Here is an 18681-nt window from a genome sequence, read left to right on the forward strand (position 1 = left end):
ATTTTTATTTAAAAAGGCTTGAATAAATTGCTGCTAAGTTTTCAACCAAAATTTCATTTCTATAATTCTGTTCAATAAAAGCGCTACCTGTTTCCCCCATTTCCTTCATTAACTCGGGTTGAAGTATCAATTGTTCAATAACATTTACAAAACCATCCAAATCATTTTCCGCTACCACATAACCACTTTCATTTGGCAACAAGCCATATTTCATGCCACCAACATCTGAAACTACAACCGGTAGTTCCATTGCTTGTGCCTCTTGAATTACTAAACCCTGAGTTTCAGCTCGCCCAGTTTCTGGATCAACTCGTCCAGGCATAATAAAAACATCCGCTTTTTCAAAGCATGCTTTAACTGCTTTTTGAGTGAGAGCTCCATAAAATAAAATATAATCAAGTAATTGGTACCCTTGCGCCTCACTCTCTAATTTATCACGCAAGAAGCCATCGCCAATTAGATGTAAACGAACAGAGCTATACCCTTTTTCATGTAGTTTCTTGACAATCTTAAGTGCCCTATCAGCGCCTTTTAAAGATATAAGCTTTCCGCAAAATACTAAGTCGAAAAATTGTGTATTCGTTTTAGGAGCAGTTCTTTTAAAAAATTCTGTATCTAGACCAACTGGTAAAATATAATGTGGTTTATTATAAAGATTTACTTGTTGTAACAAACTTTCTAGGTACGGTGTATTAACGGTAAATGCATCAGCATATTTAAATAAGTTAGCGTACTCTTTTTTATAATTCGCAATATTTTTAGGCTCCAAATCATATCCATGAAAAGTTGTAATCAATTTAACTTCCTTAGAAATTATATGATGCGCCTTTAAATTTGCTATCCGTTCCCCATTCATCCCAAAATGGGCATGAATTAAATCAAAATCATGCTTACATAAAAACCATTGTGCTTCAAAAAACAACTTTAAGGTATAAGCTTCCTTCCCATATTTAAAAACATTTATACTTTTAAAATATCGTGACCAGTCTATTTTAAAAGCATGAATAAGTGTCCATTGTATAAAAACACTAAACCGTTTTAATTTTGATACGGGCGGTTTTTTAAAATAGTGAACCTTATTTAATAATCCATGGAGATTTATACTTTCTTGGATAACAACATTATCAACCTGCTTATAAGCAAACAAACTAACCTGAAACCCTTTATCTATTACCGCGTTAATCTGATTAATAATAAAGGTTTCAGAAACGGTTGGAAAATATTTAACAACAAAAGCGATATGTTTTAATGGTTTGTTCATTTTAAACAACTTTAACTAGAACCGAAAAATTAAGGAGTCCATTTTTTAATAGTTTCAAGATTTCTTTTATATACCTTGTATTGAAACAAACAATAACTTTGTTGTCTAAAATAACGTTTAGCTACCTCTCGCTGTTCAAAATCACCGATTAATAAAGCTACACTTTTTTTTAAAAACTTTACAACGCCTCCTTTAAATGCGTATCGTATTAAATCTATCTTATTCCGTGGCTGTTCTTTCAATATATCTAAATAAGGCCAAAGCATAAAATTGGAATATGCCATAGCTTTTCGCATTCTAGAAACGTATTCTAAATGTAATCTTTCATTACTCATAAAATGTTGAAAATATAAACGTTCGTCAAACCACATTTTAAGTTCGAAAATTCGTAATACATAACAGTACTCCGTATCGCCCCCTGAGCTTAATTGTTTTCCAACACGATCACTTAATAAGTGATGAAATCCTCGTTTTTTTAAAAGTAGCCAATGTGATTTTCGCAACACCATACCAGCACCATAAACACATCCTTTTTTATTAGTAATATCGCCAGTTTGTTTGCCTTGCCTTGAAACCGCAAAATACCTAGCCTGTGTGTCAAACCAATCAGGTTTTTTAGATTCAAAAATAGCTTCACACCAACCTCCTAAAGCACCGATATTTAAATTCTCATTCATTACCTCAAAAGCAGTTTGCACATAAGTTTCGCACAACCAATTATCATCGTCACACCAAATTAAAATATCATAATTTGCAGCCTGTACACCGCTATTTCTAGCATATGACAAACCGGCCTGATATTCATCAATTATTCTTAAAGTTATTGAAGAGCCTAAAGATTTCCATACTTCTACTGCTATTTTTGAAGTGCCATCTGAAGAATTATTATTAACTAAAATTAATTCCCAATGAAGTCCTTCTTTAATTTTTTGATTTGCTAAATAGGCTAAGGTACTTGGCAGTCTCTTAGCACTATTATAACAGCAAAGTATCACGCTTACTCCATTTGTTGTTCTATTCATTGGTCTTTAAAAGCATTATTTATTGCGAAAATTAGTGTTCCAGACTGCTATAGTTAACAACATACTCAAAGGATGCGAATATGTTACAGCATCTACAGTTTTAAAATTATTATAAAATTTCGCTAATAAAGGTTTGGATATTAAAGGATGCAAATTTTCTGAAAAAATACGTTTTTGTAATTGTTCGTCGTTTTCCATACCTAAAAACTGAAGCTCCCAATTACGTTGAATATACGGTTTTCCCATCTTTTCTTTTAGCGTTCGTTTCAATTTATTTCCGATTCGGTAGGGTATATTATTTGGAGCTTTATTCTTTTGAAAAGAATAAAGGTTAAAAGGGCGTTGTTCTTCCCAAGTTATTGTAGCAAGTTGTGGATTCTGCTGTTTTATATACTCAATTTGCAGCTTTCTATCGGCTAAATATGCCTCAGGAATGGTGCAGATAAATTCACACATCCTAGTGTCATAATATGGCAAAGTGATGGAGTGTGCCGCTTCAAAAACGCAAAGATTTACAGAGGTCCAACGCGGGGCCCAATACAAGCTTTTAAAGGCTCGTAGTTTTGCACTTGGATTCTCTATTTTTAGGGTGTTGAGTAATTCCGCTATGCGCTCCCGAAAATAAGTATTAAAATCGCCTTCCAATTCCCATTCTTGCCAAAGGGCTTCGGCTAGTTCTAGGCCTCCTTTTTTTATAATTTTCTTCAATATTGTTTCTAGCAACTCAGCTTCAGTAGTTCCTTCTGGTGCGCCTCGATCAAAAAGCACATCGCCCCAATGCCCTAAGGAGAATACACCATCCATTTTATTAAATTCTTCTAAAACTGCCATTTGTCGTGGATGGGTAAATTCAGAATAGCAATTATTAATGCCGGCTAAAGCATTCAATTTTGGCCATAGATAACCAGGTTCGATAGTGAATTCTTCAAAATTGAAACCACAGGTTTTTGCGATTTTTTTAGCGATTTCACTTTCAGAAAAACCCCCTTTAAAGGAATAACTATAGGAGGTTACTTGGTTTTTCATTTTCGCCAAAGCTACTGCTTGGGTGCGGCTATCTAAACCTCCAGAAAGAGGTAAAATAACATTGTTGTTTTGAAGTTGCTCGGAAATTATCTTCTCAAATAATGAAGTAAATTCTTCCAAAGCAGTTTCAAAAGAAATATTACGCGGACTGTAATGCCATTGAAACCAAGGTTTACTTTCAATTAAAAAACCGTTATCATCAATTCTATTTTCCGAAGCAGAAGAAAGTACTTTTTGATCCTTCCAATATGTATCTGTATCTAGAAAAAAACCTGTGGCTGTAAAGATACATATGGCTTTTTTATCTAACTCATGTGGGGCATGAACTTTAGCAAACTCTTGCTGGATTGCTATTATTGGAGTTCTTAGTGTAGGCATTTAGGTTTTATATAATCTATAAAAATAATTAATAATATCTTGATACTCCTTCAAAAGAATTAGGAAGCATGCTTCTCTTCACCACAGTTTAATGCTAAAACTTCTTTATACAGTTGCTCCACCCCCGCAATCATCTGTGCTTCATTATGTTGCTGTTCAACTTTTTTTCTTGCGGCACTTCTAACATTTTCTATCTCAGGGAAGGGAAGCTGCTTGAAATTTTCAATCGCCAATGCCATTGCGGCTGAGTTTCGGGTAGGCACCAACCAACCTTCTTTAGTATGGGTAATTAGCTCTGAAACCCCACCGCAGTCAGTGCTTATTACAGGCAAACCAATGGCCATAGCTTCTACAATTACATTTGGCAAACCTTCTTCTAAACTTGGCATTAAAAGGAGTGATGCCTCACTCATTACTTTAAAAACTTTTGTTTGCGGTATTTTTTTTTCAAGTATCACATGGTTTTGTAAGCCTAAATCATTAACTAAAAACTGTAATTCCTCATTCCCCGAGCCCCCAATTATAGTATATAAAAAAGGAATGTCTCTATCTTTTAATATTTTACAACATTGCAAAGCATAATCATAGCCTTTTATCCAATGCGCTCTTCCAACAGATAATATTTGCAATGGGGCCAAAACTTTATAATTTTCAGTATAGTGTATTTTATTGATATCTAAGCCTGTATATACAACCTTATCTATTTTGTTTGGAGAATTCCATATTTTATCTCCATTAGCTGAAATAGCTTTAGAAACGGAATGAAATCCGGCAATTTTAGGATACCACTGCCTTAGGTATTGAAAATTAGTAGCATCAACAAAAGGGCGGACATTGCTATGGAAACCTCGCTGACTAACTAGTACAGGAATTTTTTGTTGTAATAGTGTTTCTTCAAACCATTGAATTGTGGATGGCCATTGTATGTGTATAATATCGGGAGAAATACTAGTAAGGGCCAAGTATAGGTTTTGCTGTTTGAGTAATTGTCGTTTTCCGTATATTAATAATTTGAGGGTAGCAAAGAATCGCTTATAGCTACTTGATTGGAAAAGTAATTTTAGCGTTGTTAAAGTAAATTTCAATTTATTCTGATTACTTCCTAATGAAACATAATGTACACCTTTAATTTTTTTTGACAGCTTTTCATTAAATCCAAGAATATAAACATGATGGGTTTCCGTTAACCCCTTTACCAAACGATTAATAAAGGGTGTGGTCTTAAAACTTCCGTCGAATATTATTATTTTAAGAGGCTTCATATAAGCTTAACTATGTTTTGAATATAGATTAGTGCGATTTATTAAAATTAAATTAGCATTTATGCTGTGTCTATATAGGTACTACTGTTTAAAACTATATATTAAATAGTTTTATATATAACTATACCCTCTTGAGCTTAGCTTATAAAAAGATCCTAAAAAAAATAGTTTTACTATAATTAGTATCCCTTTTGCAGGTAGCGGAAATTTTAAAAGTTGAAAAGAAAAAGTCAATGCATTTTTCCAGCTTTTAGTTTTATATAAATTCGTAAGTACTAGTAAGGACTTTTTAATTACGTAATCTTTAAGCTCTTTGTTTATTTCTTTTTTTTTAAGCTTTTTCAATAAATAAGAAAGAATTAAAGCTTTAGACTTTGATTTTATAGTATTATGTTCAATTTTTATTGGATGATTTCTTTGATAAACCAGCACTTTATGGATTATCCTTGGATTTAATTTTTTTATAAGTGCTTCAATATGAAATAAGTAATCCTGTCCGTTTTGTACCTTTTCATCAAAAAACAAATTTCCACCTATTAAAGCTGTTCTTTTCCATAAGGAAGAATTAATCCCCCAACCAATGTTTTTCTTTATAAAGTCTGTTAAAGGTTCATTACTCCAGAGAGTATCATTCCAATATGTATCTTTTATTTTTCCATTTTCATCAAAAAAACTTGATTGGCTAATTGTAAAATCATAATTTCCTGATTGTAAATTAACAACATCTATTTTAAGCTTTTCTGGATGCATTAAATCATCACTGTCAAACCATTGAATATACTCCCCTCGTGACAATTCAAAACCATGATTCCGAGCAGCATTTCCTCCTGGCAATCTATTTTTTGGTCTGTGATGGTATTGAAACCTGGAGTCTTTAATAATATATCGATTCAGTACGGCAGCAGTAGTATCCGTACTACCGTCATCTACAACTATACATTCCCAGTTTTTATACGTTTGAGCATAAATACTATCCAGAGTTTCCCCAATCAGATGTGCCCGATTGAAGGTAGGAATAATTATGGAAACTAATGGTTTAACTTTAATCAAGAAATTAGGGTTTATAAAAAAATAAGCATAAACTATCGCGTAATTATAATAGCGACAAATATAGTAGCCTTAATACAGTACTACCTTGAATAAAAAATATTAATAATACCGAGTATATAAAGATTCAAAATCTTGGTTCATTTTTGAAATTTTCAAAATAGCATTTTTAATTGCTTGTTCATCAACTTTTTTATACGCTTCCTGATCTTTATTTTTCACCCTATTTGACTGTTTAGCTGAAAGTTCAAGTTCAGAAATTTTTAAAAAGGATTGTAAGTTTTTAAGCTTGGAGTTCAATTTTTCTGTTTCGATATAAAAAACTTTACATTCATCCAATTTAGAAAGGTTGCTTATAATTTGTGAATTAATATAGAACCAATACCAAGTTGCCCGCTCTACTATAGACATAGCCTGCCAATGATTTTCAGGAATATCTCCAGTCTTGCCACCATTTAATCTAAATAATGCCCAATCATTACGATTATACAATTCAAATTCTTCATCATGAAACCAATTTCTAGCGACCATCGATTTAATACAAGCTTCTGGATGACGTATTAAATGAATAAACGTAGCGTTGGGGAAATATGCATTAAAAAAGCCGATAAAATTCCAAAGCCGTTGATCTGAATGAATTAATAATTGACTTTTTTCTGCTTGCCATATCTTAGATTCAAATATAGACTGAATTTCAAAAAGAACAGAGTTCTTTTTGTCTTGCTCCATTGCATATTCTGAGCTTAATCGGATTAATTGATAAACGTCTTCATGAAACGCTTTAATGTGTGGATGCTGATTTAGTGTATCAACTATAGATAGTGACCCTGCTCTTCCTGTACTTAACACAAAGGCTATTGGTTCGTTTCGGTTTTCTGAATATGTTTTTTTAAAATTATCAATAATAGATAAAGGCACCAATCTACCGCTTCTTCCACCAAATTGTTTCTTTTCATTAAGGTCTTTATACACCTCTTGATCTCTATACTTTAGTGTTTTTGTTTTAGTAGTTCCAACTATTTCAAAAGCTGCAATGTCTCTATTTACAATTGTTCCTAAACCGATGATTGCTCCTTTTCCAATTGTTACCCCTGGCACAATAGATACATTCATTCCAATCCATACATTTTCATTAATTATAACAGGCTTGTAGATAGATTTTGAATCGTAGGGTAACGCTTTCCCATTATAATCATGATTTGTAGTGTATATAGTTACATTTCTTGATATATGAGTATTATTACCAATTATTATCCCACCATGACCTGCAAAAAAAGCATTGTTTCCTATATGAACATTATGACCAATAACTATTTTCTTTCTCCCGTTGAAAACCCAGGTATTTCCATTCAGAAAAACATTGTCACCAACGCTTTGAAGGGACGCTAATAATTTTTCTTTTCGATTCTTAAGGTCTTGTTTTTCGAGGTATTTGATTTTTTTATGTATCCTCAATACACCTTTCTCAAATATCCTTTTAAAAAACTTTCGTACCATTTTCTATTTCCATTTATAATCAATATAAAAAGCATGAGCATTACCAGGCAACTTTCCTGTACCATAATAATCTCCAGCTTCAACATTTATATTTCCAGCGTTTTTTACATTTTCTAGCATAATACCTTTATCGTGTATCGCTAAATTATAGCTATAAGAACCTGCGCCTAAAGGCCATTTAGGAATTGTTAAAGTAGCAATTCCATTTTTTTTATCAAAGGTTTGATTCACAACATCACTTCTACACGAAAAAAGAAAGTTTGAATAACTATCGAAAATTCCAATTGAAATAGAAAGTGCTCTTTTTAATGGATTATTATATTCAACTTTAATTTTGATGCTTTGCCCAATTAAGACCATTGTTAAGGGAATATCCGATTGATTGAAAAAACGCACACTTTTTATGCCTTCAACAACATCTATATTATCATAATTCAATTTACCTTTCTGTAAATTATTCAAATAAAACTCTATTCCTTCATTAACTTCTCCATCAAAACTTTTTTCTCCATTCTTTAAAACTATTAATCTAGTACACAAATTTTTGACTGCTGCCATATTATGACTCACAAACAACACAGTTCGTCCTTCTCCTTTTGAAATATCCTGCATTTTGCCAATGGCTTTTTTCTGAAATTCTGCATCGCCCACAGCCAAAACCTCATCGACCACCAAAATATCTGGTTCTAGGTGCGCTGCTACAGCAAAGGCCAAACGAACTTTCATACCGCTACTATACCTTTTCACTGGAGTATCTACATACATTTCACAACCTGAAAATTCTATAATCTCAGCTAACTTAGCGTTAATTTCTGCCTTGGTCATCCCTAAAATAGCGCCATTTAAATAAATGTTTTCCCGCCCAGTAAGTTCTGGATGAAACCCAGTACCAACTTCGAGTAAAGAGGCTATTCTTCCTTTTGTTTTTATAACACCAGTTGTAGGGCTAGTAACTTTAGAAAGTATTTTGAGTAAGGTAGATTTACCAGCTCCATTTTTACCGATAATTCCTAATACTTCCCCTTCTTGGACTTCAAAATTAATATCACGCAGCGCCCATACATATTCTTCCTTTTTTTTACTCTTCCTGTCGTTTACCGCCCCAATTTTTAAATAAGGGTCTTCTTTACCTCGTATTTTATGCCAAAATCGATTTAAATCATGAGACAAAGTCCCAGTACCTACAGTACCTAAACGGTATTGCTTGCTTATATTTTCGGCTTTTAAAATAATACTCATTTTTTTTGAACGCTCTATATTTATATAATCGCAATCTACTATTAACTGCTAACCACTTATACGGTATCGATAAAAGATTTTTCGGTTCTGTTAAATATAATTAAACCAAAAATAAATACGAATAGGCTAATTACTAAGGTGTAAGAAAATCCGATCCAACTAAAACTCCCAGTATTTAACATCATATATCGAAATCCTTCTATTATTTGTGAAAGTGGATTATAATTTACAATAGCTGCTATAAAAGCAGGGAGTTTTTTTTGGGCTTCTGAAAGTGGATATGGCACGGCAGAAATATACATTAATAGAGAAACAGCAAAACCTACCAAAACATTCAAATCACGGTATTTTGTAGTCATAGCGCTAATTGTCATCCCCAAGCCTAAACCCAATAAAGCCATCATTATAATATAAACAGGAAAGAGAAGTAGGTTTAAGTTAGGGCTTATTGAAAACCCTTGCGCGATATAATAAAAATAGAAAAGTATAAATATGAGCAATTGAATGCCAAATTTTACCAAATTAGAAATTGTAATTGACATCGGCATAATTACGCGTGGAAAATACACCTTCCCAAAGATATTGGCATTGCTTCTAAAAGTATCTGAAGTACCTGTAAGACATGCTGTAAAATAGTTCCAGGCTGTAATTCCAGCAAGGTTAAAAAGAAAAGATGGAATGCTTCCTGTACTAATACTACCAAGGTTATTGAAAACCAAAGTAAAAATTACAGAGGTAAATAAAGGCTGTAAAAAATACCACAACGGACCTAAAATGGTTTGCTTGTATACTGTCGTAATATCTCTTTTTACAAAAAGAAACAATAAGTCGCGATACCGCCATACTTCCTTTAAGTTAAGGCTAAAAAGCTTTTTCTCTGAAGAAATTTCGTAGAGCCAAGTATCTGAATCGCTGGAGGCCAATAGTGTGTATTTTATTTAGTCAACAAAGATAACAATTTTGGACTGCGTAGCGGGTATGTATTTACCCCATCCTTCATTAAAAAGCCTATTGCCTTATTGCATAACTGAAAGCGTAAGATGATGAGAATCTGGATTAGAAGTTGCATATATACCTACCCCAGCAGTGCCAATTGCTGCTCTTACTAATCCTTGAACTTGAAGCGTATAAGAATTACCTATGGTAAGACCTGTAAGCAACTTAGAAAATGAAATACTCCAATCAGTTACATCATTATTCAGTACTCCATTATATGTCTGAACTCCAGTTGTTGTGCCTCCTATAGACGTACTCCCATTTAAAACTCTAAATTGAACAATTGAAAAAGTGTTGGTGTAGCCAAATCCTGAGGCAGTTAGCTGTACTAATACTGCTGATTTCCTTGCTGTAAACGTAAGCGTACCAATCCCCGTAATAGCACTATAAGAGGTTGAGGTAAACAAGAGATCCCCTGCTAATGATACACTATCAATAATTGGGGTTGCTCCAGCTAAAATCCATGAACTCCCACCCCAATAATAAAAACCTGTACCAATTGTTACATTGGTATTATAAACCATCGTTCCTTCTGCCAAAGCTGTAACACCCGCTTTGGGATTAATTACTGGTGCTGCAACATTTAAAGCCGTTAATGAAACCCGGGGAGGCACTAAGCCACTCGTAGTTGATGTAATATCTAATGCTCCTTCGGGTTCAATGGTGCCTATTCCAACTTGCGCAAAAACAGAAAAAGAAATTAATAAAAAAATAAAACAAGAAGTTAATTGCTTCTTATTTGGAGGCCAAATATCCATAAAAAATTGTTTTTTGAGTTAGAACAAATTATTATGATATGGGGCAGAACAATAATATAAAACCCAAAGAAGATACACAAGTTTTAAAGAATTTTCCTACTGCGTAAAAACTTTATAATGAATACATTACAATCTCGGTTAATGTGCTTTTTTTTACCGTTAAAACTATATATATTTCAATTTAAATGTTAAGAAAAAACCATGTCAATAGCTATCCAAAAACATTGCATCAATAATTCACTCACTATCTAGCCCAATTATTCTAAAAAAGAAGATTTAATAGAGAAAAAAGATGGGAACCATTCTTTTATTAGCACATACAGCTACACGCTATTGCGAATAAATACAACTAGAGCTATACCTGACTATTAGTATGGTGTTAGGAAATCGCTATCGGGAAATTGGTTAAAAGTTTTCCCACGTAATTTTCAATCCATCTTTTACAGAAAACAAAGGATTGTACCCTAATAAATTTTTAGCTTTTTCAATATTCGCCAAGGAATCGCGTACATCGCCTCTACGATCAGGACCATACGTGGCAGCAATGTTTTTTCCAGAAATATTTTGAAGGTCATTCCAAAGGGTGTTTAAACTAATTCTTTCACCATAAGCAACATTAAAAACTTCATTTACCGCTTCATCATTCGCAAAAAATCCACGAACATTAGCTTGAACCGCATTTAGAACAAATGTAAAGTCACGTGTTTGTTCCCCATCGCCGTTGATTGTCGGTGCTTTTTCATCTTTTAATGCTTGCATAAACAACGGTATAACCGCTGCATATGCTCCCGTTGGACTCTGGTTAGGTCCGAAAACATTAAAATATCGTAGTCCTATAGTTTGAGTCCCATAAGTTTTAAAAAACACATCGGCATATAGTTCATTTACAAATTTAGTAACCGCGTAGGGAGACAAAGGTTTTCCTATATTTTCCTCGACTTTAGGAAGTGATTTACTATCGCCATACGTAGAACTTGACGCAGCATACACCAGTCTTTTAACTGTTTTACTTTCTTTTTGAGCCACAAGCATATTCAAAAATCCAGTAACATTCACTTCATTTGAAGTTAATGGGTCATTAATAGAACGTGGCACAGAACCCAAAGCAGCTTGATGTGAAACATAATCAATACCATCCATTGCTTGCTTACAAGTTTCTAGATCACGGATATCGCCTTTTAGGAATTCAAAATTTGGGTTATTTTGAAATGCTTCGAGGTTTTTCATAAAACCTGTTGCCAGATTATCCAAAACACGAACTTTTTTGGCATTATTAGCGAGTAAATAAGCTACAAGATTAGAGCCAATAAAACCTGCGCCGCCAGTAACAAGGAAATTGAATTTTGAAAGGTCTGCAGTATGGTATTCTGATTTTTTTATTATAGACATCCGTCAATATTTATTTTTGGAAAAAAAGATTTTACATCAAAAACTACAGCGGCAGTATTGCTGTATTTTTTTAAATCAAAGTTTTTAAATTTATCATGAGAAACAGCTAGGATAATAGCGTCATACTCATTTTTTAGATTTGTTTCTTCATTAATAATTGAAAGTCCAAATTCTTTTTTCACTTCTTCTGAATTAGCCCAAGGATCAAAAACATCTATATTCAAATTATATTTCTGAAGCTCGTCAATCACATCAATTACCTTACTATTTCTAATGTCGGGACAGTTTTCTTTAAAGGTAATTCCCAGCACCAAAACATTGCCGTTTTTTACCTTGCAATCTTTTGCGATCATCAATTTTATAGTCTCTTGAGCAACATAATTCCCCATACCATCATTCATCCTTCTTCCAGCCAAAATAATTTCTGGATTATAGCCTTCTTCTTGAGCTTTTTGAGCCAGATAATAAGGATCGACCCCTATGCAATGACCACCAACTAAACCTGGAGAAAATTTTAAAAAGTTCCATTTTGTCGCTGCAGCTTCCAAAACATCTTGGGTATTAATATCTAAAAGTCGAAATATTTTAGAGAGCTCATTTACAAAAGCAATATTAATATCGCGCTGCGAATTTTCAATTACTTTGGCAGCTTCAGCAACTTTTATTGAAGGTGCCAAATGGGTCCCCGCAGTGATGACTGATGCATAAAGTTCATCTATATATTTTGCAGCTTCAGGAGTAGAACCTGAGGTTACCTTTAAAATTTTTGTTACAGTATGCTCTTTATCTCCTGGATTGATGCGCTCTGGGGAGTAGCCTGCATAAAAGTTTTTATTAAACGTAAGCTTTGAGTATTCTTCAAGAATAGGCACACAAATATCTTCAGTAACACCAGGGTAAACGGTAGATTCATAAATTACAACATCTCCCGCTTTTAATATTTTCCCAATAGTCTCACTTGCTTTTTGAAGCGGTGTTAATACTGGCTGGTTGTACTTGTTAGTCGGTGTAGGAACAGTAACAATAAAAACTGTGGCAGCTTCCATTTTTGAAGCTTCGTCGGTAACAATAAGTCCCATTTCTTCATTTGAAACTAATACTTCTTTTAATTCTTCTGAAGAAAGTTCTAAAGTACTATCGATACCTTTTTGCAACTCTTGGACTCTTGCGGAATTAATATCAAAACCGATTACTTTATATTTCGCTGCAAATGCTGCTGCAAGCGGTAAACCTACATAGCCAAGGCCTATTACTGCAATTGTTGGGGTCTTTGTCATTCTCTATTTAATAAGTTGGAAATCTACAAAGTGGCAAAAATACAGGTTTTTATGGTAAATGAAGTTTATATTAATGTAAAAAAATGACTTTCAATAATGTCATTTTTAAAAGGGACCATAAATAACTAAAAGTATTTTAAGGGAATTTTATTTCTTCAAAATAATTTTTTTCATTTTATCTAGTAGTGTAGGTGGTTTCACTTCTTCATGATATCCATTACTCCCATATGAAGTGTATTTTCCAAAGCCATAACCATAGCCATAACCATAACCTCTACCTGTCTTTTCAATATAATCATTTAATACAATACTTATATTTTTAATTTCACCTCTTCTGTATTTTTCATTGATAAAACCAAACATATTTTTATCAGTATAATTAAAACGTGCAATATAGATGGTAGCATCTACATGTTTTATAAGTTCTAAGGCATCAGAAACCAGCCCCAAAGGAGGTGAATCTAAAATGATATAATCGTACTTTCCTTTTAATTCTTCAATTAATTCATCCAACTTTTCACTAATTAATAGTTCTGATGGATTTGGCGGAATTGCGCCAGAAGGGATAATATCTAAACAATCTATTTCTGTTTTTTGAATTATGGTATCAATATCTGCTTCATCGATAAGGTAATTAACCACACCCATTGCGTTTTTAACATGGAAATCACCAAATATTCTAGGTTTTCGAAGATCAAGACCTACTAAAACAGTTTTTTTTGCACTTAAAGCAAATACTGACGCAAGATTAATAGAGCAGAACGTTTTACCTTCGCCACTAATTGAACTTGTAACAAGCACTGTTTTTGCTCCTTTTAATCCTTGTTGTTTATATATAAACTGCAAACTTGATCGAAGTGCTCTAAAAGATTCTGCAATTGCTGATTTAGGTTTTCTGAGCACTGCAAGGTTATCATCGATATGACTTTTACCAATAATCCCCAGCAAAGGGATTTTAGTAACACCCTCTAAGTCTTTGATATTATTTAACTTAGTGTCGAAAAATACCTTGACAAAAACAAAAAGTATCGGAAATAATAAGCCTAGCAAGCCAGCCATCATATAATTTAGCTGCGTGTTGGGCCCTATCTGACCGCCTCCAGTATCTTTAGCTTGGTCAATAACCATAACATCGCTAACATTAGCGGCTTTTACAAGGCCTGCCTCACTTCGTTTTGCCAAAAATAAATTATAGACACCTTGACTCAGGTTGTAACGTCGCTCAATATTAAGTAGGTCCTGTTGTTCTTTTGGAAGTTTTTTAATTTCACTTTCATGCCTTCCTATATTCTTATTAATGGAGCTAAGTTCTTGACTTTTTAAGCTTTTTGAAGAACGTATATTTTCAAGTAAAACATTTTTAACAGCATCTATTTTTCTGTCTAAATCATTAAAAATAGGGGCATCTTCCTTAAAAGAGTACTGAAGCTTATTCCTTTCTTCAGCAAGTGTAATTATTTTTCCGACGCCCGCTACTATACTTTCTTCAGCTATTCCAGCAACAGAAGGGGCTGGCACATCGCGATAATCTGAACGATTTAAAAGATACTCTTGAAGGGTAGTATAATAATTCATTTCACGAATAGCCTCTTCCTTTCGAAGGTCCAATCCGTTAAGTTTTGCTTTTATTTCGGTGCCTTCACTCGCAAGATCAAAAATGGCATTTTTATTCTTAAATTTATTTAATTCATCTTCTACCGTAGAAAGTTCTGCTGTTTTTTGTGCCAAACTACTGTCTATAAACTTAATTGTTTTGGTAGCAAAGAGGTTTTTACGTTCAAGCATGTCTTCACTTAAAACTTGAACCGAAGTATTTAAATAATCTACTAACTGCGCTTTATTCTGTCCTGTTAGCCACATTTTTAATACTGAAGAGCCCTTACTTTCAGCATTCACCCGAATGCCTAAATACTTTTTTACAACATCATCATAGTTTCTAAAGGCTATATAAAAAGAGGTGCCAGGGTTTGTAATTACATCAGTGTTTGGAATAAATGTACCAGCGAAAAAAGGTAGCGAGATAGGCTGACCCATTTTAAAATCCTGCACAAATTCTCCTGCATCAACAAATTTTGTAACTTTCTCTTTTGTAGTATAGTTTTGGAATGTTAGATTTCCTGCTTCTTCAAAGGCAACGCGCATTGTAAAATTAACAGAATCCTTAAACACAATCTTCATTTGCTTATTAAGCATTTGAAACTTCGTAGTATCTACTTCTACAAAAAATGGGGTTTGTTTATAGGCATCTACTTGCTGGTATTTTCCATCTCGTAAATAGTCTAAATAATACTGAAGTCGCTCCACTACCTTTTCATTATGGGAACGGGATTGTAGGGTAATAATAGAGGTGTTTACTTTATCTGTTGTTCCACCCCAATTGAATGTAAGACTTGTATTACTGGTGAAAAATGGGTTTTGATCATCCTTTATTGAAACCAAATTCTCCATCTTATACAGGGGAAGTTTCCGTACATTTATATAGTACGCTATTGAAAAGGCTACTACAAAACAAATAAGAAATAAAGGCCAATGATGTAAAAGTCTAAAAAGAAAACCTTTAAAATCAAAAGCAACATGCGCATCATTTATTTCGAATTCTTCAGTCATATATTTATAATCTTGTAAACAATAAAATTGTAGTCGCAAGTGCAGTAACTATAGTAAGTATTGTAGTGAAAGATTGAATCCCCGTAGTTCCTGTGCCAATTGATTTTTGTGGCAATGGGTTAATTAAAATTAAATCGTTTGGTTTAATATAATAATATGGCGAATTCATAGCATCCAATTGTGTTAAATCTATGTGATGTACTTTCTGTCCTGCGGGATATTGCCGTATAATCACTACATCAGTTCTATCGCCTGTAAGTGTTATATCGCCACTATTAGCAATAGCTTCCATAATACTTACTTGATCGCGATAAATAATTTGTGACCCTGGGTTGCCAATTTCACCATTAATGGTATAGCGGATTCCGGCAAGTTTTACCGTCACAAAAACATTGGCTTCAGCTTTAAAATAATCTGCGAGCAAACGTTCTTCAAGTTTTTCCCGAACTTCATCTACAGTATAGCCCAAAACATTCATTTCCCCTAAGCTTGGAATACGAATATTTCCATGATCATCTATTACAAAACCGTCATAATAAAGACGTTCTTCGCCTGTAGCATTAGGGTTTGCATCACTTATTGGATTAAAAATACCCACCGTTTCTTGATCCAATGCTTTTACACGTATGCTTAACAAATCATTTATTTGAAGACGGTAGGGCTCCTGTCTTTTCTTTAAAATAGCCAACGTATCTGCGCCAGTGGTATTTTCCTGCAAATACGTAAGCTGTTTAGTCGTCACACAAGAAGTAGTTAAAACAGCAATCGTTAAAAACATTAAAACATACGTAAACTTCATAATTGCAGGGTTGTGAATGGGCAAATATAAAGCATCAAACGTAATAATGAAACATATTTCCCAATCCTTTACTACAGCTTGTTTGTGCTTTAGGATTTAATCATTCCTTAATATTTATATAACGCTGCCAATAATTGCGCTCGCTAATTTCGGCAACTGCTTAAAACTTTTTAAAACCATTCTAAAAAATGCCACAAATAAAAATAACGCATCTCATTTTACTTTCAGGTATAACACTCTTTGCATTTGTTTGTTTTTCATTTTCACCTTCAAAAACTGAATTTATCAAACTTAGTTTTCTTCAGCAACATACTTTAGAATTCAAAAAATCTATAGACACGCTAGAAAAAGCTGCGGAAGCTTTTAAACTTGGAAAAACAAAGCAAGATGTAATCCAAGCAAAAGTTCTCAAAGCTCGAGAAGATTATAAAAAAATAGAATTTTACATTTCCTTTCGCTACCCTGAATACACAAATGATCATTTTAATGGCGCGCCTTTACTACATATAGAAAGAGAAAATACACGCCCAGCTGTTTTGGAACCTGAAGGCCTTCAAATTTTGGATGAATTGGTTTTTTCAGATGAAGCGTTTTCCGAAAGAACAAAGATTGCCGCATTAGCTACCAAACTTAAGGCAAGTTATGGCATTCTCTATAACTCATTCCCAAAAAACAAGGCCACTTTTTCTAATGATATTGCAGCACTACGACTGCAATTAGTACGTGTATTTTCTATGGGAATAACAGGTTTTGACACACCAGGTTCCTTAAATGCCTTGCCAGAAGCGAAAGCTGCGTTAATTGGAATGAAAGGCTATTTTGATGAAAACTATAAAAATAAAACAGTAAGCACACTTTTTGAAGCGGCTATTTCCAACCTTCAACAACCCACTACTTTTGAAAATTTTGACAGATTGAATTTTTTAAAAAAGTATATTGATCCATTGTATAAAAACCTCGGAAGCCTTCAGTCTTCAGAAGTGGGTGTTTCTCTTGAAAACACCATGTCTTGGAATCCGAAAAGCAATTCAATCTTTGATGAGAATTTTCTAAATCCCTATTTTTTCACTGGTTTAAAAAAAGAGGAAGACAATGCAGTTTTAAAAAATTTAGGCAAAACACTTTTTTATGATTCTGCAATAAGCAGTAACGGTCAATTAAGTTGTGTTTCCTGTCATAATCCAGACAAGGCTTTTACTGATAACATACCAAAATCCATTAGCAGTGTTCAAGGAAAAACAGTACTTCGCAACGCCCCCACACTTCTTAATTCGGTTTATGCAGATCGATATTTTTATGATTTACGCGCTTTTACCCTCGAACAACAAGCGGAGCACGTAATTTTTAATGAAAATGAATTCAATACAGCATATAGTGAGATTTTAAAAAAACTTAACACCAATCCTACCTATCAGAAAAAATTTAAAGCCGTTTATGGAAAAGGGGAAATTACACGCGAAAAATTTTCAAAAGCCTTAGCTTCCTATGTACTTTCATTAAAATCGTGGGATAGTAAATTAGACAAATATGTTCGTAATGAATCCTCAGAATTTTCTGCCGAAGAAAAAAATGGCTTTAACCTATTTATGGGCAAAGCAAATTGCGCAACCTGTCACTTCGCCCCTACTTTTTCTGGACTAGTCCCCCCATTTTACAGTGAAAACGAAACCGAAATTTTAGGTGTTTTAGAAAACCCAAATTCAGAGATAAGCATATTGGATACTGACGAAGGCAGATTAGCTAACAATATAATCAGTGAAGAAGCGTGGATTTATAAAAAATCTTTTAAAACCACTACGGTTCGTAATGCAGAATTTACCGGTCCATACTTTCACAATGGTGCATACGAAACTTTAAAGGAAATTATAGATTTCTACAATGAAGGTGGTGGCGCAGGCATAGGCTTAAATGTAATAAACCAAACACTTTCTGCAGACAAACTTGATTTGACTGAAATTGAAAAAAAAGAACTTATTGCCTTTATTAAAACATTAAGCGACACGGATTCTTATAAATAAATCGATTCCTTTTCAAGTACTTGCCTCAGCTGTTTTATGTGAAAAATCTGTAAAAATGCAATCTTTCGCATTAATGATTTAGTAACATCCATAACATAGCTTTTA

At 33.5% G+C, this 18681-nt stretch carries 14 protein-coding genes; 1 reads left to right on the forward strand and 13 read right to left on the reverse strand.

All coding sequences use genetic code 11. The features are described from left to right. Nucleotides 1–4: 4 nt before the first annotated feature. The 13 genes from ABJ955_RS01700 to ABJ955_RS01760 all read right to left on the reverse strand — a co-directional run bounded on the left by ABJ955_RS01700 (nucleotide 5) and on the right by ABJ955_RS01760 (nucleotide 16558). On the reverse strand, nucleotides 5–1261 hold the full coding sequence (locus tag ABJ955_RS01700) for a glycosyltransferase (protein WP_347372872.1): 1257 nt from the start codon (nucleotides 1259–1261) through the stop codon (nucleotides 5–7). Nucleotides 1262–1290: 29 nt separating this feature from the next. After that, a complete protein-coding gene (locus ABJ955_RS01705; RefSeq protein ID WP_347372873.1) occupies nucleotides 1291–2283 on the reverse strand; it encodes a glycosyltransferase in 993 nt (330 codons plus the stop codon). Nucleotides 2284–2298: 15 nt separating this feature from the next. Beyond that, the gene (locus ABJ955_RS01710) at nucleotides 2299–3687 is read right to left on the reverse strand and encodes an asparagine synthase C-terminal domain-containing protein (protein WP_347372874.1); all 1389 of its coding nucleotides are present in this window, start codon (nucleotides 3685–3687) and stop codon (nucleotides 2299–2301) included. A gap of 59 nt (nucleotides 3688–3746) precedes the next feature. Further along, nucleotides 3747–4949: a glycosyltransferase family 4 protein gene (locus ABJ955_RS01715; RefSeq protein ID WP_347372875.1), complete on the reverse strand. Its 1203-nt coding sequence runs from the start codon at nucleotides 4947–4949 to the stop codon at nucleotides 3747–3749. 111 nt (nucleotides 4950–5060) lie between these two features. Next, nucleotides 5061–5999: a glycosyltransferase family A protein gene (locus ABJ955_RS01720; protein WP_347372876.1), complete on the reverse strand. Its 939-nt coding sequence runs from the start codon at nucleotides 5997–5999 to the stop codon at nucleotides 5061–5063. 99 nt (nucleotides 6000–6098) lie between these two features. After that, complete coding sequence (locus ABJ955_RS01725; RefSeq protein ID WP_347372877.1) at nucleotides 6099–7451, reverse strand: sulfotransferase; 1353 nt, start codon at nucleotides 7449–7451, stop codon at nucleotides 6099–6101. A 45-nt stretch (nucleotides 7452–7496) separates the two neighbouring features. Beyond that, nucleotides 7497–8732, reverse strand: a complete 1236-nt coding sequence (locus tag ABJ955_RS01730; protein WP_347372878.1) for an ABC transporter ATP-binding protein — start codon at nucleotides 8730–8732, stop codon at nucleotides 7497–7499. A 56-nt stretch (nucleotides 8733–8788) separates the two neighbouring features. After that, complete coding sequence (locus ABJ955_RS01735; RefSeq protein WP_347372879.1) at nucleotides 8789–9655, reverse strand: ABC transporter permease; 867 nt, start codon at nucleotides 9653–9655, stop codon at nucleotides 8789–8791. Nucleotides 9656–9748: 93 nt separating this feature from the next. Beyond that, a complete protein-coding gene (locus ABJ955_RS01740) occupies nucleotides 9749–10486 on the reverse strand; it encodes a hypothetical protein (protein ID WP_347372880.1) in 738 nt (245 codons plus the stop codon). A gap of 405 nt (nucleotides 10487–10891) precedes the next feature. Then, complete coding sequence (locus ABJ955_RS01745) at nucleotides 10892–11875, reverse strand: SDR family oxidoreductase (RefSeq protein ID WP_347372881.1); 984 nt, start codon at nucleotides 11873–11875, stop codon at nucleotides 10892–10894. Further along, a complete protein-coding gene (locus tag ABJ955_RS01750; RefSeq protein ID WP_347372882.1) occupies nucleotides 11866–13152 on the reverse strand; it encodes a nucleotide sugar dehydrogenase in 1287 nt (428 codons plus the stop codon). Before ABJ955_RS01750 ends, ABJ955_RS01745 begins: the two co-directional genes overlap by 10 nt. A 147-nt stretch (nucleotides 13153–13299) precedes the next feature. Next, complete coding sequence (locus ABJ955_RS01755; RefSeq protein WP_347372883.1) at nucleotides 13300–15759, reverse strand: polysaccharide biosynthesis tyrosine autokinase; 2460 nt, start codon at nucleotides 15757–15759, stop codon at nucleotides 13300–13302. A gap of 4 nt (nucleotides 15760–15763) precedes the next feature. Then, nucleotides 15764–16558: a polysaccharide biosynthesis/export family protein gene (locus tag ABJ955_RS01760; protein ID WP_347372884.1), complete on the reverse strand. Its 795-nt coding sequence runs from the start codon at nucleotides 16556–16558 to the stop codon at nucleotides 15764–15766. 188 nt (nucleotides 16559–16746) lie between these two features. Here ABJ955_RS01760 and ABJ955_RS01765 point away from each other — a divergent pair, with 188 nt between their 5' ends. Next, entirely contained in the window at nucleotides 16747–18576 is a 1830-nt protein-coding gene (locus tag ABJ955_RS01765) for a cytochrome c peroxidase (RefSeq protein ID WP_347372885.1), read from the forward strand. Nucleotides 18577–18681 lie beyond the last annotated feature (105 nt).

It is taken from the genome of Aequorivita sp. Q41, assembly GCF_039831855.1.
Lineage (GTDB): Bacteria > Bacteroidota > Bacteroidia > Flavobacteriales > Flavobacteriaceae > Aequorivita.